The 23,173-nt window shown below is 62.0% G+C and carries 22 protein-coding genes; 7 read left to right on the plus strand and 15 right to left on the minus strand.

Annotated elements, in window-relative coordinates; all coding sequences use genetic code 11:
• Positions 1 to 63 precede the first annotated feature (63 nt).
• Entirely contained in the window at positions 64 to 1,227 is a 1,164-nt protein-coding gene (locus AAE484_RS03370) for a TRAP transporter substrate-binding protein (protein WP_341936920.1), read from the plus strand.
• 123 nt (positions 1,228 to 1,350) lie between these two features.
• Here AAE484_RS03370 and AAE484_RS03375 read toward each other — a convergent pair whose 3' ends face one another.
• From AAE484_RS03375 to AAE484_RS03400, 6 genes are all read right to left on the minus strand, one after another.
• Positions 1,351 to 1,932 (minus strand): YceI family protein, encoded by a 582-nt coding sequence (locus tag AAE484_RS03375; protein WP_341936921.1) that lies wholly within the window; start codon positions 1,930 to 1,932, stop codon positions 1,351 to 1,353.
• An 89-nt stretch (positions 1,933 to 2,021) separates the two neighbouring features.
• On the minus strand, positions 2,022 to 2,585 hold the full coding sequence (locus AAE484_RS03380; protein WP_341936923.1) for a cytochrome b: 564 nt from the start codon (positions 2,583 to 2,585) through the stop codon (positions 2,022 to 2,024).
• Between the two features lie 210 nt (positions 2,586 to 2,795).
• Positions 2,796 to 3,188, minus strand: coding sequence for an acyl-CoA thioesterase (locus AAE484_RS03385; protein ID WP_341936955.1), 393 nt, complete (start codon positions 3,186 to 3,188; stop codon positions 2,796 to 2,798).
• 29 nt (positions 3,189 to 3,217) lie between these two features.
• Complete coding sequence (locus tag AAE484_RS03390; RefSeq protein WP_341936924.1) at positions 3,218 to 4,585, minus strand: TRAP transporter large permease; 1,368 nt, start codon at positions 4,583 to 4,585, stop codon at positions 3,218 to 3,220.
• Positions 4,585 to 5,163 carry a TRAP transporter small permease subunit gene (locus AAE484_RS03395; RefSeq protein WP_341936925.1) on the minus strand — a complete coding sequence of 193 codons (579 nt, stop codon included), beginning with the start codon at positions 5,161 to 5,163 and terminating at the stop codon, positions 4,585 to 4,587. The genes AAE484_RS03390 and AAE484_RS03395 overlap by 1 nt, the downstream gene beginning before the upstream one ends.
• Before the next feature lie 134 nt (positions 5,164 to 5,297).
• Positions 5,298 to 6,575 (minus strand): M48 family metalloprotease, encoded by a 1,278-nt coding sequence (locus AAE484_RS03400; RefSeq protein WP_341936926.1) that lies wholly within the window; start codon positions 6,573 to 6,575, stop codon positions 5,298 to 5,300.
• 66 nt (positions 6,576 to 6,641) lie between these two features.
• Between AAE484_RS03400 and AAE484_RS03405 the strand changes: the two genes are divergently transcribed.
• The 5 genes from AAE484_RS03405 (at position 6,642) to AAE484_RS03425 (ending at position 11,274) form a co-directional block, all read left to right on the plus strand.
• Entirely contained in the window at positions 6,642 to 7,127 is a 486-nt protein-coding gene (locus AAE484_RS03405) for a DUF4265 domain-containing protein (RefSeq protein WP_341936927.1), read from the plus strand.
• 39 nt (positions 7,128 to 7,166) lie between these two features.
• Positions 7,167 to 7,940, plus strand: coding sequence for a peroxide stress protein YaaA (yaaA, locus tag AAE484_RS03410; protein WP_341936928.1), 774 nt, complete (start codon positions 7,167 to 7,169; stop codon positions 7,938 to 7,940).
• A gap of 141 nt (positions 7,941 to 8,081) precedes the next feature.
• On the plus strand, positions 8,082 to 8,465 hold the full coding sequence (locus AAE484_RS03415) for a TfoX/Sxy family protein (protein WP_341936929.1): 384 nt from the start codon (positions 8,082 to 8,084) through the stop codon (positions 8,463 to 8,465).
• Between the two features lie 99 nt (positions 8,466 to 8,564).
• The gene (locus AAE484_RS03420) at positions 8,565 to 9,380 is read left to right on the plus strand and encodes a response regulator (RefSeq protein WP_341936931.1); all 816 of its coding nucleotides are present in this window, start codon (positions 8,565 to 8,567) and stop codon (positions 9,378 to 9,380) included.
• Positions 9,381 to 9,420: 40 nt separating this feature from the next.
• A complete protein-coding gene (locus AAE484_RS03425; protein ID WP_341936932.1) occupies positions 9,421 to 11,274 on the plus strand; it encodes a putative bifunctional diguanylate cyclase/phosphodiesterase in 1,854 nt (617 codons plus the stop codon).
• Between the two features lie 10 nt (positions 11,275 to 11,284).
• Here the strand turns inward: AAE484_RS03425 and AAE484_RS03430 are convergent, their stop codons facing one another.
• The 8 genes from AAE484_RS03430 to hemC all read right to left on the minus strand — a co-directional run bounded on the left by AAE484_RS03430 (position 11,285) and on the right by hemC (position 21,338).
• Complete coding sequence (locus AAE484_RS03430) at positions 11,285 to 12,124, minus strand: CPBP family intramembrane glutamic endopeptidase (protein ID WP_341936933.1); 840 nt, start codon at positions 12,122 to 12,124, stop codon at positions 11,285 to 11,287.
• 63 nt (positions 12,125 to 12,187) lie between these two features.
• Complete coding sequence (locus AAE484_RS03435; protein WP_341936934.1) at positions 12,188 to 13,321, minus strand: GNAT family N-acetyltransferase; 1,134 nt, start codon at positions 13,319 to 13,321, stop codon at positions 12,188 to 12,190.
• 8 nt (positions 13,322 to 13,329) lie between these two features.
• A complete protein-coding gene (locus tag AAE484_RS03440; protein ID WP_341936935.1) occupies positions 13,330 to 14,550 on the minus strand; it encodes a serine hydrolase domain-containing protein in 1,221 nt (406 codons plus the stop codon).
• A gap of 165 nt (positions 14,551 to 14,715) precedes the next feature.
• Positions 14,716 to 16,848 carry a di-heme-cytochrome C peroxidase gene (locus AAE484_RS03445; protein ID WP_341936936.1) on the minus strand — a complete coding sequence of 711 codons (2,133 nt, stop codon included), beginning with the start codon at positions 16,846 to 16,848 and terminating at the stop codon, positions 14,716 to 14,718.
• Positions 16,849 to 17,001: 153 nt separating this feature from the next.
• A complete protein-coding gene (locus AAE484_RS03450) occupies positions 17,002 to 18,246 on the minus strand; it encodes a heme biosynthesis HemY N-terminal domain-containing protein (protein ID WP_341936937.1) in 1,245 nt (414 codons plus the stop codon).
• A complete protein-coding gene (locus AAE484_RS03455) occupies positions 18,243 to 19,562 on the minus strand; it encodes a uroporphyrinogen-III C-methyltransferase (protein WP_341936938.1) in 1,320 nt (439 codons plus the stop codon). The genes AAE484_RS03450 and AAE484_RS03455 overlap by 4 nt, the downstream gene beginning before the upstream one ends.
• Positions 19,555 to 20,403, minus strand: coding sequence for a uroporphyrinogen-III synthase (locus AAE484_RS03460; protein WP_341936939.1), 849 nt, complete (start codon positions 20,401 to 20,403; stop codon positions 19,555 to 19,557). The genes AAE484_RS03455 and AAE484_RS03460 overlap by 8 nt, the downstream gene beginning before the upstream one ends.
• A 2-nt stretch (positions 20,404 to 20,405) precedes the next feature.
• Positions 20,406 to 21,338 carry a hydroxymethylbilane synthase gene (hemC, locus tag AAE484_RS03465; protein ID WP_341936940.1) on the minus strand — a complete coding sequence of 311 codons (933 nt, stop codon included), beginning with the start codon at positions 21,336 to 21,338 and terminating at the stop codon, positions 20,406 to 20,408.
• Positions 21,339 to 21,496: 158 nt separating this feature from the next.
• Between hemC and AAE484_RS03470 the strand changes: the two genes are divergently transcribed.
• The gene (locus AAE484_RS03470; RefSeq protein WP_341936941.1) at positions 21,497 to 22,405 is read left to right on the plus strand and encodes a hypothetical protein; all 909 of its coding nucleotides are present in this window, start codon (positions 21,497 to 21,499) and stop codon (positions 22,403 to 22,405) included.
• A gap of 26 nt (positions 22,406 to 22,431) precedes the next feature.
• On the opposite strand, the gene AAE484_RS03475 is transcribed toward AAE484_RS03470, so the two are convergent.
• Positions 22,432 to 23,172: a LytR/AlgR family response regulator transcription factor gene (locus AAE484_RS03475; protein WP_341936942.1), complete on the minus strand. Its 741-nt coding sequence runs from the start codon at positions 23,170 to 23,172 to the stop codon at positions 22,432 to 22,434.
• Position 23,173: the final 1 nt, after the last annotated feature.

Consider the following 23,173-nt stretch of genomic DNA (forward strand, 5'->3'; position numbering starts at 1 on the left):
AATTCACCTGATTGCGACGAATAAAAATTTCGATCAACCAACAATAACCAGACGAACACCGTTATGACCCAGACCAAATCCTCCCTCAACTGGTATCCGCTGATCATACTGTCATTGGTCGCCGTACTGATATTGACCTTCACCCTCCTCGTCCAGCAAAAAGCCACCGACAAAGTCGGCGTCATGGTCGACGGCGAAGTCCAGCAGCAGCGCGTCTACCGCTGGCGCATGGTCACCACCTGGCCCAAAGACTTTCCCGGCCTGGGCACCACCGCCCAGAACTTTGCCGACATGGTCGAAGCCATGAGCGCCGGTCGCCTACAGATCCGCGTCTACGGCGCCAACGAAATCGTCCCCGCCATGGGCGTGTTCGACGCCGTCTCCGATGGTAGCGCCGAAATGGGGCACGGGGGCAGCTATTACTGGCGCGGCAAAGTGCCGGCGGCGCAATTCTTTACCACCATCCCCTTCGGCATGAACGCTCAGGAAATGAACGCCTGGTTGCATAGGGGCGAGGGCCTGGAGCTGTGGCGCGAAGTCTACGAGCCCTTCAACATCATTCCCTTCCCCGGCGGCAACACCGGTATCCAGATGGCCGGCTGGTTCAACAAAGAGATCGAGAGCATTGAAGATCTGAGCGGATTGAAAATGCGCATCCCCGGGCTCGCCGGCGATGTCTTCAATCGCGCCGGCGGCAGCTCGGTGAATATCCCCGGTGGTGAGCTCTACACCTCGCTGCAGACCGGCGTGATCGATGCCGCCGAGTGGGTCGGTCCGTCCAACGACCAGGCGTTCGGCTTTCATCAGATTGCGCGCTACTATTATTACCCCGGCTGGCAGGAACCCGGCTCCACGCTGGAGCTGCTGGTCAATCGGCCGGCCTTCAACTCACTGCCGGACGACCTGCAGGCGATCGTGACCCACGCGGCGCGGGCGGCCAACCAGGATATGCTGGATCAGTACACCGCGCGCAACAACCGGGCGTTGAAGGAAATGACCGCGCGCGACGATGTGGAGCTGCGCCGCCTGCCGGATGATGTACTGCAACGGTTGTACGATATTTCTCAGGATATCTACCGGGAGCAGGCACAGGACGATGAAATGTTCAGAAAAGTCCATGACTCCTACATGAGCTTTCTGAACGACGTGCGTGAGTATCACAAAATCTCGGAACATACCTATTACGACATTCGCGAGCAGGTCCGCGAAAACGCCGCTGACGAATAAAATTCTGATTGAAAAGGGATTGGTGGAGAAGGGTGTTTTGAGCTGGAAATCGGGAAGGACTGATGAACAGGCATCACCCACCCCACTATCGTAGGGTGGGCTCCGCCCACCGGGTATACCGTCTTACTGCTTCACACCCTCAACGTGCAGATCAAGATACACGACCTTTGAATCCGGACCCAGATCGTAATCGATACCGAAGTCTTCCCGTGTCAGCTCGACTTCGCCTTTGAAGCCCACGCGATAGCCGCCCCAGGGATCTTCACCTTCGCCAACTTTTTCCACTTCGATGGTGATTTCCTTGGTAACGCCGTGCAGGGTCAGGTCACCGACAACATCAAATGATTCACCGCCGTCTTCGACGTTTTCGATGCTGGTGCTGACGAACTTGGCTTCGCCGAATTTTTCAGTATTCAGGAAGTCGTCACTGCGCAGGTGCTTGTCGCGCTCGGCGTGGTTGCTGTCGATGCTGCTGGTGTCGATCGTGACTTCGATCTTGCTGGCTTCGACGTCTTCGGGATCGTAGCTGAAGTTGCCTTCAAAGTCGTTGAACCGGCCGGTCAACCAGCTGTAGCCCAGGTGTTGAATCTTGAAATTGATGGCTGCGTGCGCGCCTTCGGTGTCGATCACATAATCGGCGGAGAGTGCGGGTACGCTGGCCAGGCCCAGTGAGCTGAGTGTCAGTGCGGCGAGTGTCTTTTTCATGAGCGTTCTCCTAACAAAGTTGGTTCAGTGAGTGAGTCTTTTAAAGTCGATCGTTCTCAGCCATAAAACAGCAGGCCACAATACGGGTGCTACGGCTGTTCGGATGCTTGGGGCTTCAACATACGCTTCAGCGTGATATCGCGGATCACAAAGTGATGCCAGATCGCTGCGCCGGCATGAGCCGCCGCGAGCACCATGATCAGCCAGCCGACGATCCTGTGCACTTCGCCCAACAAATCGACTCCATCGGAGCCCAACTGCAGGGTGGCCGGAATCGCGATCAGATCGAATATTTCTGCCGGATCACCCTTGGCGGTGGTGATCAGGTAGCCGGTGGCGATCATGGTAAAAATCAGCAGATACAGCGCGTATTTCATGCTCCCGGCCAGCAGGCGAATCAGCCGGGTGTGACTCTCGAGCGGTTTGGGTTTGCCCCGATTGAGGGTTCGCCACAACACGCGCAACACCATCAAAAAGCCCAGCAACAACCCCAGGCTGACATGCAGTTTCGGCAGCTCATGGTAGCCATCGTCATAGTAGCTCAGGTCCACCATGTAAAAACCGATGCCAAAAATACCGATCACCAGTGCGGTGGAAATCCAGTGCACCAGGATTGTGATCCAGCCATAGCTTTTGGGAGTGTCGGCCAACATGCCAAGAATCCTGTCGTTCTGTCTTTTATCGCAAGCGTGAAATCCGTCAGCAAAAATCCTGACTGACGTAAGCGTTAAGCCTATTGAGAAGCTAACAGATAACTGTTAAGGAGGACGTTAAGATTTGTTAGTGGTGGCCCGGGAGTCTGATCACAGCGGCCCCCGGCGGCGACCGCGTGTAAAGTGCCGGGCCTCGAGCTGCCTCTGTGTTTATTTGGGTACGGGGCGGGTCCGGCCATTGTCGTCAATCGCCACATAGACATACTCGCCTTCGGTGACCTTGGTAGTCTCGTTATTGCGACAGTCTTTGATCCAGACTTCAATCATGATGCGGATGGAGGTGCGGCCCACATCGATGGGATGGGCGTACACGCTCACCGTGGCGCCGACCGGCACCGGGCGCAGGAATACCATGCTGCCCACCGCGACGGTGGTGACCCGGCCTTTGGCTATTTCCTGCGCCATGATCGCGCCACCCAGATCCATCTGGCTCATCAACCAGCCGCCAAAGATATCGCCGTAGGGGTTGGTGTCGGCGGGCATGGACAGGGTCTGTAGCGTCAGAGTGCCATTGGGAGTGGGATCTTCGTCGAGTCCTTGCATGGCCATAGGGGGTGTTACCTCTCAATCATTTACAACTGTTGGGGGAGCCAGGTCGCAAGTTCCGGCCAGAGCGCCAGGCTACAGAGTACCAGCAATTGGAGCACAATAAACGGAACCACGCCACGGTAAATCGCACCGGTGGGAACGCTCCGGGGCGCCACGCCGCGCAGGTAAAAGAGCGCGAACCCGAAGGGTGGCGTCAGAAATGACGTCTGCAGGTTGAGGGCGATCATGATGCCCAACCACACCGGGTCCACGCCCATGGCGAGCAACACGGGTCCCACAATAGGGACCACCACAAAGGTGATCTCGATAAAATCGAGAATGAAGCCCAGCAGAAAAATCACCAGCATGACGATCAGCATGGCGGTAAAGACGCCGCCGGGCAGTTGGCTGAAAAAGCCGGCCACCAACTCCTCGCCGCCAAAGCCCCGGAAGACCAGTGAAAACAGCGACGCCCCGATCAGGATGGTGAAAATCATGGCGCTGATCAGAGTGGTGCTGCGGGCCACATCCTTGAGCCGCTGGACGCTCAACTGACCCTTGGCCAGCGCCAACAGACTCGCCCCCAGCGCGCCCACCCCGGCCGCTTCGGTGGGCGTGGCCACGCCCGCGAGAATGGAGCCCAGCACCAGGATGATCAGCAGCAGCACCGGGATCAGACTCAACCAGAGGCGCAGCGGCGAGCGCGGCTCATCCTCCGCCGGGGTGGCGGGCGCCAGGGCCGGCCGCCAGAAGGCCAGCAGTGCGATGTACCCCAGATACAGACCCACCAACAGCACGCCGGGCACCAGTGCGCCGACAAACAGGTCCCCGACCGAGACCGTTTCCGGGCTGTAAACACCCTGGCTGAGTTGGGCACGCTGATAGGCGCTGGAGAGCACATCGCCCAGTAGCACCAGGGCGATGGAGGGGGGAACAATCTGCCCGAGTGTACCGGTGGCGCAGATGGTGCCGGTGGCGAGTGAGGGGCTGTAGCCGTGGCGCAGCATGGTGGGCAGCGAGATCAGGCCCATGGTTACCACGGTGGCGCCGACAATGCCGGTGCTCGCGGCCAGCAGCGCGCCCACCACCACCACCGACAGTCCGAGCCCGCCGGGCAGACCCCGGCAGGCCTGACTCATGTTCTCCAGCAACTCCTCGGCCAGGCGGGACTTTTCCAGCATGGTGCCCATGAACACAAACAGGGGCACGGCCACCAGGGTGTAGTTGGCCATGATGCCGTAGATCCGGCTGGGGAAGGTGCGCAACAGATTGGGCTCGAAGTGGCCCGTGACAATCCCCAGCGCCGCGAACAGCAGCGCCACGCCGGCGAGCGTGAACGCCACCGGGTAGCCCAGCATCAACACCCCGCACACCAGGGCAAACATCAACAGCGGAATCAGTTCGGCGAGCATCAGAGGGGGTCCTCATCGGAGTCGGAGGACACGCTATCGGGCGAGTAGCCCATCAGGATCAGAAGCTGACGCAGCACCTCAGCCAGCGCCTGGATTAGGAGCGTCAACGCCAGCAGCGGGATCAGCGTCTTGAGCCAGTAGACGATGCGCAGGCCTCCGGAGTCAGCTGAGGTCTCCCGGATCTGCCAGGCGCTTAGGACAAAATCCCGGCTGATCCAGCCAATGAATACCGCCAGGGGCAGCAGAAAGACCAGCGCGCCCAGGGCATCGACCCAGGCGCGAGACTGGGGGCGGAAGCGGCGGTAGAAAATATCCACCCGGACCTGGTTGTGATGTTTCAGCGCGTAGGCCGCCCCCAGCATGAACACGGCCGCGTGCATATAGGTGACCGACTCCTGCAGCGCAATGGAGCTGATTCCCAGAAAGTAGCGCAGGATCACCACCGCGCAGGTGGTCAGCACCATGACCGGTGTCAGCCAGGAGACCGCACGCCCGGTCCATTCGGTCACGCCGTCCAGGGCCGAGATCAGCCCTCGCAGCCATCGGGGCGCCGGTTTGTCGTGAGTGAGGTCGGTCATGGTCGCGTCGAGGTTATTGCTGTTATGGAATGCGGCGGATTATACCGAACGGAAGCCTGTTGTGCCGAACGAGTGCCGAACACGAAATTGTAAGGGAGCCCCCGAGAGGGCTCCCGACTGGCGAGGCCGAGACCTCAGGCGCCCAGCTTGTTCAGCTGGCTCTGCGCGGCCTCGCCCAACTTCCCGCCGCCCTGGGCGGCTTGCTGGAAGTAACCGATGGCCTGGTCGCGATCGCCCCGCTGCAGCGCCAGCTCACCCAGGTGGTAGCTGGCCAATTGCGTGGGCAGCAGTTTCTGGCTGGACTCCAGGTCGCGCCGGGCCTGGTCGGCGTTGCCCTCTTCTTTATGCAACAGGCCCCGATAGACCAGTGGCCGGAAAAACTCCGGGTTGGCGGCGACCGAGCGATCAAAGGCGTCGATGGCTGCCTGCTTCTGCTCTTTCTGCATGAGCAGCTGGCCTTTGAGTTCCCAGAACAGATTCTCCCTGGGTTGATGGTCAATGGCCTGCTCCACCAGCCCGAGGGCGCGATCGTACTGTTTCTCGGAGGCGGCCTTCTGGGCCTCCTGGTACTGATCGTAGGCGGGCTGATCTTCGCGTAACTGCGCGGTGGCCCGCTCAAAGGCGGTCTCGTTGCGGGCGCCACCGCCGTACTCTTCGGCAAGCTTCTTGTTGGCCTCGACGCGCTCCTGTGAGGGCGGGTGGCTGGCAAACAGGCCCTCCAGCCAGCCGCTCTGGCGGCCTTCCGAGAGCCGGACGAAGGTCTGTTGCAGCTCCACGGCGGCTTCCGGGTCGTAGCCGGCGCGCGCCATGTACTCAATGCCGTAGCGATCGGCCTCCAGCTCGTGCCCGCGACTGTACTTGGCCTGCCAGGCGCCGGCGCCGGCGGCCACGGCCCCCAGCGCCAGACCGCTGTACTCGGAGTCGGACTGGGAGGCGGCCACCCCGGCCACCATCATGCCGGTCTGCAACAGAATATTGCGCGTGGCCTGGGAGGCGCCGTGGCGGGCGGCGGCGTGCACAATCTCGTGTCCGATCACCGAAGCCATCTGGGCCTCGTCTTCGAGCTCCACCAGCAGGCCGCGGTTGATCGCCATCTTGCCACCGGGCAGCGCCCAGGCGTTGGGCGTGCCATTGTTCAGCACCACGATCTCATAGGGAAGACCGGGGCGGTCACTTTCGGCGGCCAGTTTCTCCATGACGTTGTTGACGTACAGGTTCAGGTCCGGATCCACCACGTAGCGCCCCCCCTGAGATTGCTTGCTGGGCATGTAATTTTCGGCGCCGATCGATACCTCCTGCTGCGCTGACATCAGGGACAGCTCGTTTTCACCGGTAACCGGGTTGACCGAACAGCCGCCCAGGCCCAATGCGAGCGTGGCAACACCAAATACGAGAGACAGAGTACGATTCACGAGGGGTCCTCCAGTGACAGCTGACAGATATGTATAATGTTCCCCCTTTATAGCAGGGGAGTTCGAATGAAGAAAGCGTTACGTACCATTGAGTTGTTTGCCGGTACGCGCCCGGACGGCCAGCCCATTGTCGAGCAGCTGCCGGCGATCGAGCTCGATGCCGGGCAGTTACAGCTGGTGCGCTCGCCCGCGTTTGCCCAGGGGATTGCCGGTGGCGATGTGGTCAAGCTCCTGCCGGCCACCCAGGAGCTCGAACTGGTCAAGCGCAGCGGCAATGTGAGTCTGCGCGTGTTCACCAAAGGCGATATGGCCTCTCTGGCCGACAAGCTGGTTCCGCCGCTGGAAAAACTCGGGGGTGAGCTGGATCTGAACAACGACCGTATGTTGGTTTTCACGATTCACGTGAGCTGTGGCTTTGAGGCGATTGAGAAAATTCTGGAAGACGCGATTGGCAAGGATGAACTCAGCGCCTGGCGCTACGGCAACGTCTACGACCCGGCCGATGGCACCACGCCCCTGAACTGGTGGCAGCCCATATTACAGCCGGAATAACGGCGCACTGATACCCTTATTGCCAGAGAACCCGTTGTTATGTTGGTACTGATTTCCCCGGCGAAAACCCTCGACTTTGAGACCGAGCCCGCCAGCGATCTGGCCACCCAGCCGGATTTTCTCGACGACTCGCAGCAGCTGATTGACGTGCTCAGAAAGCTGGCCCCGCAGGATATCTCCAGCCTGATGGGCATCAGCGACAAGCTCGGGCAGCTGAACTACGATCGCTTTGCCCAGTGGCAGCCGCCTTTCACGCCGGATAACGCCAAGCAGGCCGTGCTGGCTTTCAAGGGCGATGTGTACACGGGGCTGGAAGCCGAGCGGTTCAGCCGCAAAGACTTTGAGTTTGCCCAGGAACACCTGCGCATTCTCTCTGGACTTTACGGTCTGCTTCGACCACTCGATCTGATCCAGCCCTATCGGCTGGAAATGGGCACCAGGCTTGCCAACCCGGGCGGCAACAATCTGTACCAGTTCTGGGGAGATCACCTGACCCGGGCAATCAACGATCAGCTCGAGCGGGTACCGGGTTCGGTGGTGGTGAACCTTGCCTCCAACGAGTACTTCAAAGCGGTGCAGCCGAAACAGCTGGAGGCGCGGCTGGTGACTCCGGTATTCAAGGACTGGAAGAACGGTCAGTACAAGATCATCAGTTTTTACGCCAAAAAGGCGCGCGGCATGATGGCCTCCTACATCATCCGCAACCGGATCAAAAAAGCCGAGGGGCTCAAGGGCTTTACCGGCGGCGGCTATGCCTACAATGACACCCTGTCGAAGGGTGATCAGTGGGTTTTCACCCGGGATAGTGAATAAGCGGCGATTTTTAAACTCCGAAACGTTCTTAGTTTGGTGCCGGCTGTTTGTGACTTTACGCGCCGTGCATGGTTAAAATGAGAAGTCGGTCACAGTAAATTCTCTGGAACCGCCAGTTCAACAAGGATATGACTTTTGGCAGTGAGTAATCGCACTCTCAATCAATTCCTGCACCACCTGTCACAGGTGGCCCCGGTCAATTACAGACGGATTTTCACCGGAGTGGGGGTTTACCATCAGGGGCATCTGTTCGCACTTGTGGCGGACAACCGGCTCTATTTTCGGGTGGATGAGAGTTCCGTCGCCGCCTACCAGGAGCGCGCCATGCCCGCTCTCAAGCCTCAGACCGCCCTCTTTCCGGGCAGTCACTTCTATCAGTTGCCGGATGAGGTGCTACACAACCCGGCCGAGCTGTTGTTCTGGATGCGGGCGGCCGTCGAGGCCAGTCAGCCCCACTCGGTTGATTCCGGTGCCCTGTCTTCTTCCCCCCAGTCATCTGGCTCCCGCCACTCGCTCGCCGGCTAGCAATTCAGGCAGACTCCTGCATTATGTAATACAATTCTGATTGGCTTACCCGGGGTAACCTGTGTTTGACTCCATTTTTGATTATTGTGAGCATACTTGATGGCACTTCGCATCCTCGTCGTAGACGACGCCAGTTTCATCCGGGATATGGTAAAAAAACACCTGCGCGAGGGGATCGCCGGGGTTGAAGTGGTGGAGGCGATTGATGGCCACCGCGCCCTGGCGGCGCTGAAAAACCAGACCGTCGATCTGATTCTCTCGGACTGGGAAATGCCGAACATGGGGGGAGATGAGCTGCTGGACGTGTTGCGAAAGCAGCCAGAGGGCGCGAACATTCCCTTTGTGATGGTTACCAGCCGGGGGGATCGGGGGCACGTGGTCAAGGCCGTGGAAGCCGGCGCCAACGATTATCTGGTCAAGCCCTTCACACCCGAAGAGCTGCTGCGCAAGGTCAACAAGCAGTTGGCTCGGGTGGGCAAAGTGCCGGAGGCCGGAGCCCATGCCGCCGCCCGGGGAGTGGCGGAGCATTCAGTGAACGTGCTGACCGGGGGGCGATCGGCCGGCAAGCCGGCGAGTGCCGGTACCGGGGCCCAAGCCAAAAAAGTGAAAGCACGGGCGCAATTACGTTTCGCCAACCGGGGTGAGCCGACGCACTGCGTGGTCAGAGAGCTGTCACTGCAGGCGCTGACCGGGTTGATCTCCCGGGCGGAGACGCTGCCCGCGCTGTTTGATCCGGTGGTGGTGGATATCGAGCCGGACACCGATGACGGTCCCGCGCGCTTGAACGGCTATGTGCACAGTGTGCAGGCCGCTGAAAATGACCCCCAGACACAGATTGTCAGATTGATCATCCGCTTTGTCGACCAGGACGCGAACAAATACGAAGCGCTGTCACGCTACATAGCGAGAATCTAGGTATCGAGTAGACTCGCCGATAATAATGATGAGTGGATCCATGTCCTGGCCCATAGAGTTTGTGACTCAACACTACGTGATACTGGCGTACAGCCTGGTGGGCCTGTTGCTCGCCATGGGCATTGGCGTGTGTCTCTGGTGGCGTTTCAGGGCGATCGCGGCGCATCTGCGCCGGAGTGAGCGTCGCTTTGACCTGCTGGCGGAGGCGAGCGAAATCGGGATTTTTACCTGTGACGATGCCTTTGATTACGTCAATCCCGCCATGAGCACCATTACCGGCTACAGCGAGGGGGACCTGTACCAGATGCCGGTCGCGGACCTGTTTGGTTTTGATCCCGGTCGGGAACTGGGCGGACAACGCGTCGGCGCGTCCTCCCAGGGCGAAACCGTTCCCCGTAAAACCCTGTATCGGGAAACCTTTGTGACCGGCCGTGATGGCAGGCAGCACTGGTTGCATGTCTCTCTGGTGGTGATGGATGCCCGTCCGGCCCCCCTGTATATGGGCACGGTCTTCGATATTACCGAGCGCAAGCAGATGGAAGAAGAACTGCGCTATCTGGCGTTCAACGACCCGCTGACCGATCTGCCCAACCGGAAGTTTCTGATGAACCGGCTCGAGGCGCTCTTCCGGGACGCGCGGCCACTGGTGGGCAAGCCCGGTCGCACCGCGCCGACGTCGTTCGCCCTGATGTTTGTCGATGTCAATCGCTTCAAGAGCATTAACGACAACTTTGGTTTGAGCCGGGGCGATCAATTGCTGAAGGTGATTGCCCGCCGTATCAAGGCCGCTGTGCCCCGGGCGGTGCTGGTCGCCCGCGTGGGTGGCGATGAGTTTGCCCTCCTGTTCGAGGACAACGTGGATGCAGCCCTGTTGGAGGATGAGGCGCAGCGGCTGCAGCAGGCGTTTGCCCAGGTCTTCCACCTGGGCGAGCAGGAGTTTTTTCTCTCGCTCAGTATCGGGGTGGCGCTCTATGATCCTCGCTATCGCGACGGCGAACAGATCTATCGCGATGCCACCATTGCCAAGGATCTGGCCAAGCGCGCGGGGCCGGGGCGTAGCTGTGTGTTTGACGAGCAGATGCACGCGGCCGAACAGAAGCGCCTGCAGCTCGAGCAGGATCTGCGTCACGCCCTTCGGTGCGAGCACTTCGAGCTCTTTTATCAGCCCATTGTCACTCTGCCGGACGGGGAGTTCCGGGGCTTTGAGGCGTTGATTCGCTGGCGGCGCGAGGACGGAACCCTGGTGTCACCGGGTGAATTCATTCCGCTGGCGGAGGAGACCGGGCTGATCAATCCGCTCGGTGACTGGGTGTTGCAGCAGGCCTGTCGCCAGATCGGGCGCTGGAACCGCGAGCTACTCGGGCCCCGGGCTTTCTATGTGAGCGTGAATCTCTCCAGTGTCCAGTTTTTCCAGTCGGGCCTGATCGAAACCGTGCGTCAGGCGCTGGCGCTGCACGGCGTGCGCCCGGGACAGCTGAAGCTCGAGCTCACCGAGAGCATTCTGGCCGACGACAACCCGCAGGTGATCGATCGCATGCAACACCTGATGGAGATGGGATGCACCATCATGGTGGACGACTTTGGTACGGGCTACTCCTCCCTGAGCTACCTGCAGCGCTTTCCACTGGATGTGCTGAAAATTGACCAGAGCTTTGTCGCCCGAATCGGGCAGGATACCGGCCTGCACCTGGTGCGGGCGATCATCTCCATGGCCCATGCGCTGGAGCTGGGGGTCATTGCCGAGGGCATCGAGAGCCCGGAGGTGGCGCAGCAGCTGTCAGAGCTGGGCTGTGAGCTGGGTCAGGGCTACCATTTTTCCCGGCCGGTGCCAGTGCAGGCGGCGACGGACTATGTCAGCCGCCGTACCGTCCAATCCCAGTCCAGCCTGTTCTGACGGTAGTCGCTCAAAAGGGCCACCACTGGGTCGGGATCTGACCTTTCTGGATCAGCGCCGCCAGATCCATACTCAACGCCACCCCGGCGTGCACCAGAACCCCGCCCCAGATCGAGCGCGAGCGCAGTGCCAGAATCCCCAGAAAGAGCCCGAACAGGATGGCCCCGGTGGCCTCCAGCCACAGCTTGGGAAAGTGGATCATCAGGTAGGGCACGCACATGATCCAGATGGCGTTGGCCCCCAGGGCCGGGCGCAGGGCCCGGAGCATGAAACCGCGAAAGAAAAACTCCAGCACCACAAACTGGCTCAGATACAGCAGCTCCCAGGCGATCAGATCGAACCAGCTGCGCCCGGCGTCGCGGTAAAACGGGTAGTGATTGACGAAATCCTCGCCCTGACTGACCAGCACCACGAACACCAGAATGGGGCTGAGCAGCAACAGGTAGCCCGGCCAGTGGCGGTGGGTTTCGCCCCAACGCCAGCCAAAGTCGCCCAGCGGTTCGCGCCAGAACAGGCGGATCACCAGCCAGGGCAGCAGCAGAAAACACAGCCAGTGCCAGCTGGTCCACCAGACGTACGACCAGAGCTGAGACCAGCCGGAGTCGAACCAGAGCCGGGTATAGGCGGAGGCCTCCAGTCCGTTCCGCTGCGCCAGCGCGACCAACAGGGCCTGCAGATTGTAGGAGTGTTTGGCGTAGTGCAGGATCAGCAGACTGACCGAGACGCAGGCCAGGGTGACAAACACCCGGCGCAGCGCGTCCGGGCGCGAGAGTGAGTAGGACGGCGGATCCCGATCAATCTGATCCATGACCGTGAGTATCTGTCGGGGGTCGAGCAGTTTGGGCAGCATGAGTGGGAGTGCGGGCCTGTGATTATTCAACGTGGGATTCGGATGGGGGATTAAACCTGAATTCTAGCCGACTTTGTAGGGGAGATGCGCCCGCGCCGCCTCGATGTAGGCCAGCACCTCCTGACCCTCGCGTTCGACAAAGTCCTCCACCGCCGCCTGAAAGGCCGGCTCCGCGAGCCAGTGGTTGGAGACGGTGGCGGTGGGTTCGAACCCGCGCGCCACCTTGTGCTCGCCCTGGGCGCCGCCATCAAAGCGTTGCAGGCCGAGATCCATCGCGTAATCCAGCCCCTGGTAATAGCAGGTTTCAAAGTGCAGGAATTCGTACTCCTCCCGGCAGCCCCAGTAGCGCCCGTACAGGGTGGTAGCGTCTCTGAAAAAGAGCGCGGCGGCGATGGTCTCGCCCGCCCGTTTGGCCAGAATCATGGTGACGTGATCGGACAGCCGCTCGCCCAGTAGCGGAAAAAAGGCCCGGGTAAGATAGCCGCCCTGCCCGCTGCGCTTGAGGTAGGTCAGCTGGTACAGCAGATAAAAATTGTCCCAGTCCCCGGCGCTGATGGCCGCGCCCTCGCGCCGCTCGAACACGATGCCCTGCTCCGCCACCTGACGGCGCTCCTTGCGGATGTTTTTGCGCTTGCGCGAGTTCATCACCGCCAGAAAGTCATCAAAATCGCGATAGCCCCGGTTGTGCCAGTGAAACTGACAGCCGGTGCGCACCGCGCTGCCGGCTCCGGCCAGCGCTTCGCTCAGGGCCGCCTCGGGAAACAGGCAGTGCCAGCCGGAGGCGCCCAGTGCCAACGCCCGCTGGCGCAGCGCTTCGGCCGCCACCGGAGCCCAGGCACTTTCATCGCCGCCCGCCAGTAACCGGGGCCCCTGACAGGGCGTGAAAGGAATGGCGCTGACCAGTTTGGGGTAGTAATCCAGCCCGTGCTCGGCGTAGGCATTGGCCCAGGCCCAGTCAAACACGTACTCGCCGTAAGAGTGGGTTTTGAGGTAGGTGGGCATGACCGCGGCCAGCTGGCCCCGGTCATCGAGCAGGGTCAGGTGTTGGGGTTGCCAGCCGCGCCCGGCGCCCAGGCTGCCACTGTCTTCCAGTGCGGCGAGAAAGGCGTGGCGGGTAAAGGGGTAATCCCGGGGGCTCAGCCGGTCCCACTGCTCGGCGGTGACCGAGTGGATGCTGTCGATAAACTCAACGTTCATGGCGGTGGCTATCCGTTGGTCGGTGACGGGCCCTGGCGATCAGTTTTGCGCAACAGCGCGGGCGCTTCAATCTGGCGGTAGTAGTCGGCGTACAATTCCAGGAAGCGGTATACGACCTCGCGCGCGTAGCGGTTCTCCGAGTTGGATAAAAAAACCAGGCCCATCTGTCGCTCCCGGTTGAACAGTACTTCCGTGCGCGTTCCCTCGACCCAGCCGCCATGGTGAACGAAGTGCTGGTGCTCGGCAAAATCAAAAATGCGCCAGCCCAGGCCGTAGTGAATATTGCTCAGGGCCGGGTGTGAACGGTAGTGCGCCTGGCGAAAGCTGGTGGCCACCTGGGGGCTGTGAATCTGCTCGAGCAATTCGAGCGGCAGCACATCGGGGCGCTGCCCCAGTTGCGCCCGGACCCATTGCGCCATGTCGGCTATGCTGGCATTGGCACCGGCGGCGGGCGCCACATTGTAGTAATTGGGGGAGGGCTCCACCGGATGCCAGCGCCCCCGGCTCTTGATGTGAGGAGTGGCGCGATTGGGGTTCTCGGTAAAGGCCTGCCAGCCAAATGAGGCGGTGTTCATATTCAGGGGCCGGAACAGACGCCGGGTGGTGTAGTCCTCATAGGTTTCACCGGTGGCGGCCAACAGCAGGTCTCCCACCAGGCTGAAGGCCACGTTCTGATAGCTGTAGCAGGTCTCGGGCGGGCAGATGAATTCCACTTCGCGAATGCGCTCGGCCACCTCCTGGTAGGGAATATTCGCTTCAATCAGGTTGGTGTAGGCCTGGGGCATGAGCCCGGTGGTGTGCGAGAGTACGCTCTGCAGAGTAATGCGTTCGCCGTAGTCCGGGTTTTTGAACTGCAGGGTCAGATGCTCACTCACGGGGGTCTGCCACTGGAGATCGCCCTCGTGCACCGCCACACCGGCCGAGGTGGCGGCAATGGTCTTGGAGACCGAGGCCAGGCGAAATACGGTATCGCGATTGATCGGCTTGCTTCCCCCGGCGCGGCGTACCCCATAGCCTTTGAGCAACTCGATCTGTCCGTCCGCGATCACCGCCAGGGCGGCACCGGGGATATGGGGCATGATCTCTTCCACCAGGTACTGCTCGAGCGCCTGAACGTAGTCCACCGGCCGGTGGGACATGTCATCAGAGGCGGCCGCCGCCCCACAGAAAAGACTGGAAAGCAACAGAGAGTGAAACAGATGGGCTGTCAGGTAACGCATTACTGCCATGGTACCAGTTGGACTCGCGGGTGATCGGGAGCGCAGGATAACCGCTATTGGCACAAAAAACACCGGTGAATCCCGGTGGCTCGGCCGAAGCTGGCTACTCGCTGGCGCCTCCCTTGGTGTTCGAACCGGGGCGTTTGGTTCCCCGCTCGCCCGCGTACTCTCCTGTCAGAGTGTTTTCAGGTACTCCAGCAGGTCCATGCGCTGCTCGGCCGAGAGCGCGGGCAGCACTTCGCCGTTGGGCTGGGGGGTGCGCCCGGCGGCGTATTCGTGGCCGCCGTTGCCATCTCCCCGGCGCCCGCTGGTAAAGCGGAAGCCCTCGTAGCCTTCGGTTTTGAAGCCCACCTTGATCGGGTCAAACTCCCGGCTGCCGACCTGGAAATGGTCCGGGCGGTACTCGCCCTCTTCCGGGTCTCCCTCGCGCTTTTTGGGCAGGAGCAGGTCGTACAGCGTGGGCACCGAGCCGTTGTGCAGATAGGGCGCCGTGGCCCAGATGCCGTTGAGCGAGCGGCCCTTGTAGGCCAGCAGCGAGTCGTAGGGCCGCGCCGTGGTGTCCGGGCGGTAGTTGCCGGCCTTGACGCTGTACTCGATGTCGTTTTCAAACAGCGACAGACCCAGGGTATAGAGCCAGTCGAGCCCGCGCCGCAGAGGGTTCTTGTCGGCGTCCGGGGTGGAAACGGCGCCCTTGGTGACCGACGTCAGAATCTGTACCACCGGGGCGGTTTCTTCCAGCACCAGGGGGCCGACGGCGGTTTTCTGGTAGGTGTTTTTGAAGTTGCCGGCCTGCCCTTTGTACTCGACGCCGTTGCGGGCGGCGGCCGGGTCGGTGCCCAGTTGCTCGATATCGGTCATTTTGGCGACCACCAGGCGATCCCAGGCATCGGGTTGAACCACCTGATGGCAGCTCTGGCAATAGCGTGCGTACAGGCGCTGGCCCCGGGCGGCGCGCTCCCGGTCGATGGCGCCCAGAATTTCTTCAGGCCACTGGGGTGATTCCAGGTGCCCCAGGTGGGCTTCCAGCCGCTGCAGATTGACCAGGTCAATGGAGGACTCAAAGGCGATGCGTTCGCGTTTGTTTTTCTGCCCGGTCAGGTAGCCCGACAGGCTGAAGCCCGGCTCTTTCACTTCCCAGTCCAGCTTGGCGAACACACCGATCACCTCGCCCACATTGCGGCCCAGCGGCCCGAGTTCGGCGTTGTTGGCCAGCCCATTCCACTGGACGTAATCGGAGTGGGTAATGTCCCAGAGGAAGGGGTAGCTCACCGGGGCATTGGGTTCGTTGAATATCTGGTTGCGCAGGCGCAGCATGTCGCGCTGCGACAACCCGGGCAGCCCCGACTCGCTCGACTGCAGGCGGGTCACGATGCGGTTGAAGGCCTCGTCGTCGATCAGTGTCGGGTCCACGCCCTCCAGCACCTGCTCCACTTCGGCGCGGGTCAGCAGCAGGTCGCCGGTCGGCCCTGTGGCCCTGAGCAGCAGTTTGGCCAGCTGGTCGCGGTTCAGCACATGCTGGAGCACCCGGTTGTAGATACGGCCAAAGGCGTCCAGGCGCGCGTAGCCGTAGTCGACGTGACTGTGGTTGACGGTGTTGTAGGTCCGGATCTGCTCGGCCCAGCGGTCCAGATCGTCAATCACCTCCCGGGGTGTGCGGTAGTCGTTGTCCAGCGCCAGGGCGCGCTCCACCACCCGCTCCTGCTTGGGCGCCTCGTCCCGGGCGGCCACCAGCGCCTTTTCCAGGCCGGCGAGAAATCCGGTCATGTCCGCCATGGCCGGTCCGCCATCAATGCGAATGGCTTTGCCCTTGTAGTTGATCTGGCCCGTGTGGCAGGCGGCGCAGGTAAAGCCCATGTAGTCCTTGCCCTTGTAGTTTTCCCTGGCAAAGCCCACGGGGAGGCCGTCAGGATTGAAAAAGGTGGGTTTCTGGGGCAGGTAGCGGTAACGGTCCATGTTGTGGTCATCGCGGAACAGCGTGTCCGAGTCCGCCTGCTCCAGGGCGATGAACAGGTCGTAGGGCAAAAGTGCCGACCCCTGGGTGGTGTTGTAGTACCAGAGGGTATCGGCCGGCTCCCAGCCCTGATCCAGATAGATGGGGGTGCTGTAGCTCTCGCCCAGGGCGCCGTCTTCGATTCCGATGGCGCCCCGGTCCGGGTCGCGGTCCAGGTGCTGATAGATCTTGCCGGCGGCAAAAGTGACTGCCAGCAGGGCCAGAATGATGCAACCGATCAGGGCTATGAATTTCAGCCGATAGCGCACGGCCAGCAGGGCCATCAGGCCCAGCTTGAACAGGACGGGGAAAGGCATGGGCAAGCTCCTTCGTAACGGTACTCGATCGGGTCGGTACCGCGTTTCCGGTTTTGGGTAAACTCCCTACTTCAACCGCGTTTTATTATGGGGTTCTTCAGACGCGCCTATTATCCAGTTTCTGCCACCGGTGGCAAGAAGGCCGGAGGCCCACTAATGGCCTGCCTCTTTGGGTTGGGGTAACTCCGGCAGAGCGTCGGTGGTGAGCAACAGGCCCTGCTGATAGTACTCGGTGCTCTTTTTATGCTCGCCCAGGTGCGCCAACAATCGGGCCAGCTCGGCGCAGGTTTCCGGGTACTTGTGAAGCTGCAGACTGCTCTGGAAGTATTCGCGTGCCTTGCCCCAGAGCTGGTTGCGCAGGCTCAGGCGCCCGAGCGTGAGCATCAGGGTGGCATCGCCGGGGCGCTTTTTCAGCCAGCCTTCGGCGGTGATCAGCTGCTGGCCGGGGTCGGCGGCGGGGATCAGGCCGTAGAGCCGGACCAGCTCCGGGTCCCAGTGCTTGTGCAGGGTTTTCTGCACCACGGCTTCGGCCTCGCTGTGCAGGCGGTTGTCCAACAGTTGGCGAGCGTAGAGCCCGGCCACCGCCGGCTGTTTTCTGAGAGGGCCGGGTACCTCGTGCCAGGCCTTGTGCAGCTGTTCCGCCGCCTGATCAGGGTTCTGCGTCCGGGCACGCTGGCCGGCCTGCTCCAGCAGGGCGCAGTACAGCTGGCTGGCCAGGGCGTCCAGTTCTTCCTCACTCTGGCTACCATAGGCGCGCAGGCTGGGCAGCAGCGCTTTCAACGCTTCCCAGTCCTGCAGGGACACATACACCTGGCGCAACAGGTCGAGTACCACGGGGTGCTGAGGCGCTTTGCGTTTGACCCGCTCCAGGGTCGCCAGGCACTGCTCGTAGCGGCGGCTCATCAACTGCATGCGGGCCTGGGTCAGGGCCACGGCCAGCTCACTGTTGGGGCTGCTCTGCTCGGCCTTGTGCAACAGCTCCAGCGCCGTGGTCCGGTCGCCCAGCTCATAGGCGGAGCGGGCGGCGGCCAGGTAGTTGATCAGGGGAGTGCCGGACTTGGCGGCGGCGCGCAACAGCTTGCGCTGCGCCTGCTTCCAGTTGCCCTCGATAAAATCCACCAGTCCGCTGGCGGTGCGTCGCTGGGCCCGGGCGCTGGTACCGGAGAATAGCCGCTCCGATGCCCTCCGGGTGGCGGAGACGCTGCCATGCACCAGTCGCCCGATCAGCCAGATGACCCCCAGAGCACCGAACAGCAGCAGTGCGGCGAGCCAGAAGCTCATCTCGATACTGGTGTTCCCCAGCGCGATCAACACATAGCCGCTGTCGGCCTGAATGGCACTCAGGGCGGCAGCGCCCAGTACCATGACCAGCACAAACACAATCAGGGCCCGCTTCATGAGTCGGACTCCTCATCTGAGCCATTGTCGGGTGCTTGCTGAAAATCGGGCGACAGGCGATGCAATTGCTCGATATGGCTTTCCAGCCGATTGAGGGCGTCGTTCAGGTCCGGTAGCTCGGGCGCAATCGGCGTTTCCGCCAATTCCAGCAGAGTGGCGCGCACTTCCCGGGTCTGGGGGTTGAGGGTGTAGTGCTCCTCCAGCCAGCCGGCGGCGCGGTTCAGGCTGGTGCGGAAAATCTCGCCCTCCTCGCGCAGCAGCGCCGCCTGGGCCTGTTCCAGCATCAGTTGCAGCTGCTGGCGCAGATAGAATTGCTCGCGCGGGTCGGCCAGGGCGGTGATGGGTTCTTCGTGGCGACGAATCCGGATATGATTGCTCAGCCGCTGCAGCACCCGTCCAAAGCTCTGTTTGACCCGGTCCCAGGCGCCATCGGCTTCTGGTTCTGCATCGGCTTCGGGGGTCGCGCTCGTGTCGCCCATATCGGGCGTGCGCTCGCTCAGGGGTTCGACCAGTGGCAGGTTGGGAATCTGCTCGCCCAGGGCGAGTAACTGCAGGTAGAGCCCCTCGCGATCGACCGGGTCGGTTAGCTTCAGCGCCTGAATATCGCTCGCCAGGGCGCGTCGCACCGGTAGCAGGTTGCTGTCGTCCAGGTCGCGCAGGATGGCATCGGCGGTCTGGGCCAGCGCCAGGGCGTTCTGGCTGTCCCGCTCCAGCACCAGCCGCTGGTTGGCCAGGCGCAGGAGGTACTCGGCCTCGGCCAGCTTCCAATCTTCCCGGTTGGTGCCGGCGATGGCGCTCAGCCGCCGGTCAACCCGGTTGAGGCGCTGCTCCAGGTTGGCCAGCAGCTCGCTCTGATCACTGTTCTGCTCGCGCAGGACCTGCTCCAGGTCCTGTTGCACCTGTTGCCGCAGTCGTTGGGGCATCTGCTCCAGCTGGCTTGATTGCTGCTCGAGCGTCCGGCGCTGTTGCGCGAGGGTCTCGCTCTGGTCTTTCAGGTCATCGTCCAGCTCGGCCAATTCCGTGTCCTGTTCCTGCACGATCTGCCAGACAGTCCAGCTGCCGTAGCCCACCGCCGCCACCAGCCCCAGTACCACCAGGACAATCAGCGTCAGCAGCGTTTTCTTGCCCTTTCCGCCGCCCGGCTGGCGCGCCTTTCGGCCCGGTTTGGCCGTCGATTTGGGGGGTGCACTGCCCTTTTCACCCGAGGGGGTGGGGTCTTTTTTGACCTCAGCTTTGGACTCAGCCTTTGACTCAGGATGGGACTCAGGTTTGGGCTCAGTGCTGGAATCGGTGTTGCTGTCGTTGGTGTCAGTCACGGTCTAGGGTTCCGTTGGTCTGAAGGAGTGCCGGGTCGTTCACAGCCTGGTGTAAAGCGTCCAGCATACTCGGGTCGGTGGCGTTCTCCGCAATGAATACGCGGGTAAAGCCCAGTGTCTTTGCCTGCTGCGCCACCCGTTCGCCGGGTACCAGTATGGGCGCCCGGGCCAGGGTTCGTCGAGCCGGCCCGTCGATCGGCAATTGCGCCAGTGTCTGGGCGTAATTTTCCAGAGTCTCGCCACTGTGTAAAGCGACAATCAGTGGCTCCGCCGAAGCATCCGTCAGTGCCCGGTCCAGCCGCTCGGCGGCGCCGGTCGGCACCACCCGCTGGTAGAGCTCGCAGTAATGGACCCGCGCGCCACGGGTCTGTAGCGTTTCGCCCAGTATTCCGCGCCCACCTCGGCCGCGAAAAATCACAATGCGTTGTTCCTCTACCTGCTCTTGTTGCAGGGGGGCGGACCGCAACAGGGCCTCGCTGTTCATCGCGCCCCGGCTCTGCAGGGCGGTCACTTCAATGCCGTGCTCACGCAGCGCCTCGGCGGTGCGCTCGCCCACGGCAAAGTATTCGATGCCGATGGGCAGCTGGGGCCAGTAGTCCTCCAGCCACTCCAGCGCATAGGCCACGGCATTCTGGCTGACAAAAATCGCCTTCTGGTACAGGTCGAAGTCCAGAATGATGTTCTTGATCGCCTGCTTCTCCGCCGGTTCCGTCAGTGCCTCCAGGGCCATCATGGGCACGGCAATGGGCTCGGCGCCTTGCCCGGCGAGCGTCCGGGCCCAGGCCTGCGCTTGGGGTTCGGGCCGGGTAATCAGCACCCGCAGGCCCTCGAGCCCGGCCATCGCTAGCGCTCCTGGCCGTAGACGTTGGCCAGAATGCGATCGGCGCCGGCGGCCAGCAGCCGCTCGGCCAGGGCCGTGCCCATTGCCTCATTGTCGGCAATGGGGCCGCGCAGCTCGTCATACAGCATTTTTTTGCCATCGGGCGAGCCGACCAGGGCCCGCAACCAGAGGCCTTCCTCGCAAGGTATAGCATAGCAGCCTATGGGTGTTTCGCAGCTACCTTGCAGGCGCCGGTTCATGGCGCGCTCGGCCAGCACAAGGTCGGCCGTATCCTGGTGATGCAGAGGGCGGATCAGCTCGATGGTGCGCGTATCGTCATTGCGACACTCGATACCCACGGCACCCTGCCCCCCTGCGGGCAGGCTCTCTTCGGGGGCAATACGGCTGCGGATCCGGTCCTCGAGTTCGAGCCGGATCAGCCCGGCAGTAGCCAGCACAATGGCGTCGTATTCGCCGTCGTCCAGCTTGCGCAGCCGGGTCTGGACGTTGCCGCGCAGAAATTTCACCTGCAGGTCTGGTCGCGCGGCCAGAATCTGGCACTGACGGCGCAGGCTGGAGGTGCCCACCACCGTGCCGGCGGGCATGTCACTGAGCTGATCGTAGTGATTGGAGACAAAGGCATCGCGCGGATCTTCGCGCGGGCAGATCACCGGCAGGCCCAGTCCTTCGGGAAACTCCATGGGCACATCCTTCATGGAGTGCACGGCAATGTCGGCCTCATCGCTGGTAATGGCGCGCTCCAGCTCTTTGACGAACAACCCCTTGCCACCCACTTTGGCCAGGGGCACATCCAGAATTTCGTCGCCCCGGCTGCTAAGGGGCACCAGCTCCACGGTCAGGCCCGGGTGGTGGCGCTCCAGCTCGGCTTTGACGTACTCCGCCTGCCAGAGGGCGAGCAGGGATTTGCGGGTGGCAATGCGTAAGGTCTCGGACATAATTCATCCAGTTGAGAGTGCGTGTTAACGCAGGATGATACCAGACAAGCGCCGGGGGGAAGCAGACTCGGCCTCAATGCCGCCTTTATCCGTAGTCACCGCTCGACGCTTCGCATTACACTGGGACAACGAAAAACGCTGATTCAACGGGAGCATTGATGCGCAAGGCGGTTATTGTGATTGTGGTGGCAGCGGCCGCCGCCGGAGGCTTTTATCGGCTGAGTACCGACCCTTCCCGGGATTCGGCGTCGGAGCCCTCGCGCATCAGCCCCTCACCGGCCGACTCGACGACCTCCGAGAATCCTCCGGAGACAAACCAGTCAGAAGCGGCCTGGCAGAAGCTGCGCGGTCGCCTGAATGAACGTCTGGCGGAAGTGCCGGCGGGCGGCTCCGAGAATGACGCGGATGCGCAAGCAGAAGGGGAGCCGCCAGTGTTCGATACTCGAGCGGACTGGCTGGCCGCTGCTGGCGTGACCCCGGAGGAAGAGGAGGAGTATTTCGCCTGGGCCCTGGAGCGCGGCATCGAACTGGAATCCCTCGGTTATGAGTATTACGACCGCGAGACATTGCAGGCCCTGGCCGACAGTGGCGATCTCTTTGCTCTGCAGCGCCTCGGCGATCAGGCCGCCTGGGGTGAGCAGCAGCTTGAGCAGGCCGAAGTACTGTACCGCGAGGCGGCCACACGCGGGTCGGTCGTGGCCCTCGACCGCCTGGCGCTCAACGAGACCTCAAAGGCCATGGCCTCCGCGCATGAGGATCAACACCAGAGCGCCAAAGGGCACTTATTGAAAGCGCTGGCCTGGAACGAAGTCTCCCGGCGCCGCAGCGGTGGCCTCCCCATCCCCGCCATGCGCGAGGCCAATGTGCGTCAACACCTGGAGAAACTCGACGTGAGCCTGGGCGACGACGACCGGGAGCGCATTCAGGCGCAAGCCGAAGCGCTCTATCAACAGCTGTCAGAGAGGCGGGAAAAACTGGATCTGGGAGATTTCGACAACGCCAAAGCGGCGCTGATCGAAAAGCTTGAGCGCCAGGGGCTGGACAAGCCGTCGATACGGGATCCCTGATTTACACGAGTCGCCGGTTTTCGTAGTCACAGCTTCTGTAACAAATCTTTCAACGCCCCGGCATGCCGCCGGCTCACCGGCGGGCGTTGCTCGGTGTCGGCCAGGCGCACCTGGTAGTGGCCGTCGCCGTTGCGCTCCATGGCCTGGATATGCTGCACGGATACCAGAGCGCTGCGGTGGGTGCGCAGAAAACGGTTGCCGAACTCCTCTTCCAGTTCCTTCAGGGTTTCATCCAGCAGGTGTTCGCCTTTGAGGTGGTGTACGGTGACGTATTTCTGGTCGGCGATGAAGTAGCGCACCTCCTCCAGTGGGATCAGTTCCACGCCGCGCGGGGTGCGGGCGCTGATATGGCTGCGGCCGTTGTGGCTACTCTGGGAGGCTTCGGTCTGTTTGGCCTGGCGCTGCAGTTTGTTGGGGCGGCGGGCTTTTTCCAGCACTTCCAATAACTGCTCGGCGCGCACGGGCTTGAGCAGGTAGCCCACCGCATCGGTGCCGAAGGCGTCCAGGGCGTATTGGTCGAAGGCGGTACAGAAAATCACCGCGGGCGGGTCGTCCAGCTCACCGATCTGGTGGGCGGCGCTCAGGCCATCCTCTCCGGGCATGCGCACATCCAGCAGCACCACATCCGGGTCCTGGGCTGAAATGGCGCCCAGGGCGGAGGCGGTGTCGCCCGCCTGGCCTACCACCCGGTAGCCGTCAAGCTGGTCCACCATGCGCGTCAGGCGCTCGCGCGCCAGAGGTTCGTCGTCGACGATCAATACATCCATG

The organism is Marinimicrobium sp. C2-29, from assembly GCF_038419845.1.
Lineage (GTDB): Bacteria > Pseudomonadota > Gammaproteobacteria > Pseudomonadales > Cellvibrionaceae > Marinimicrobium.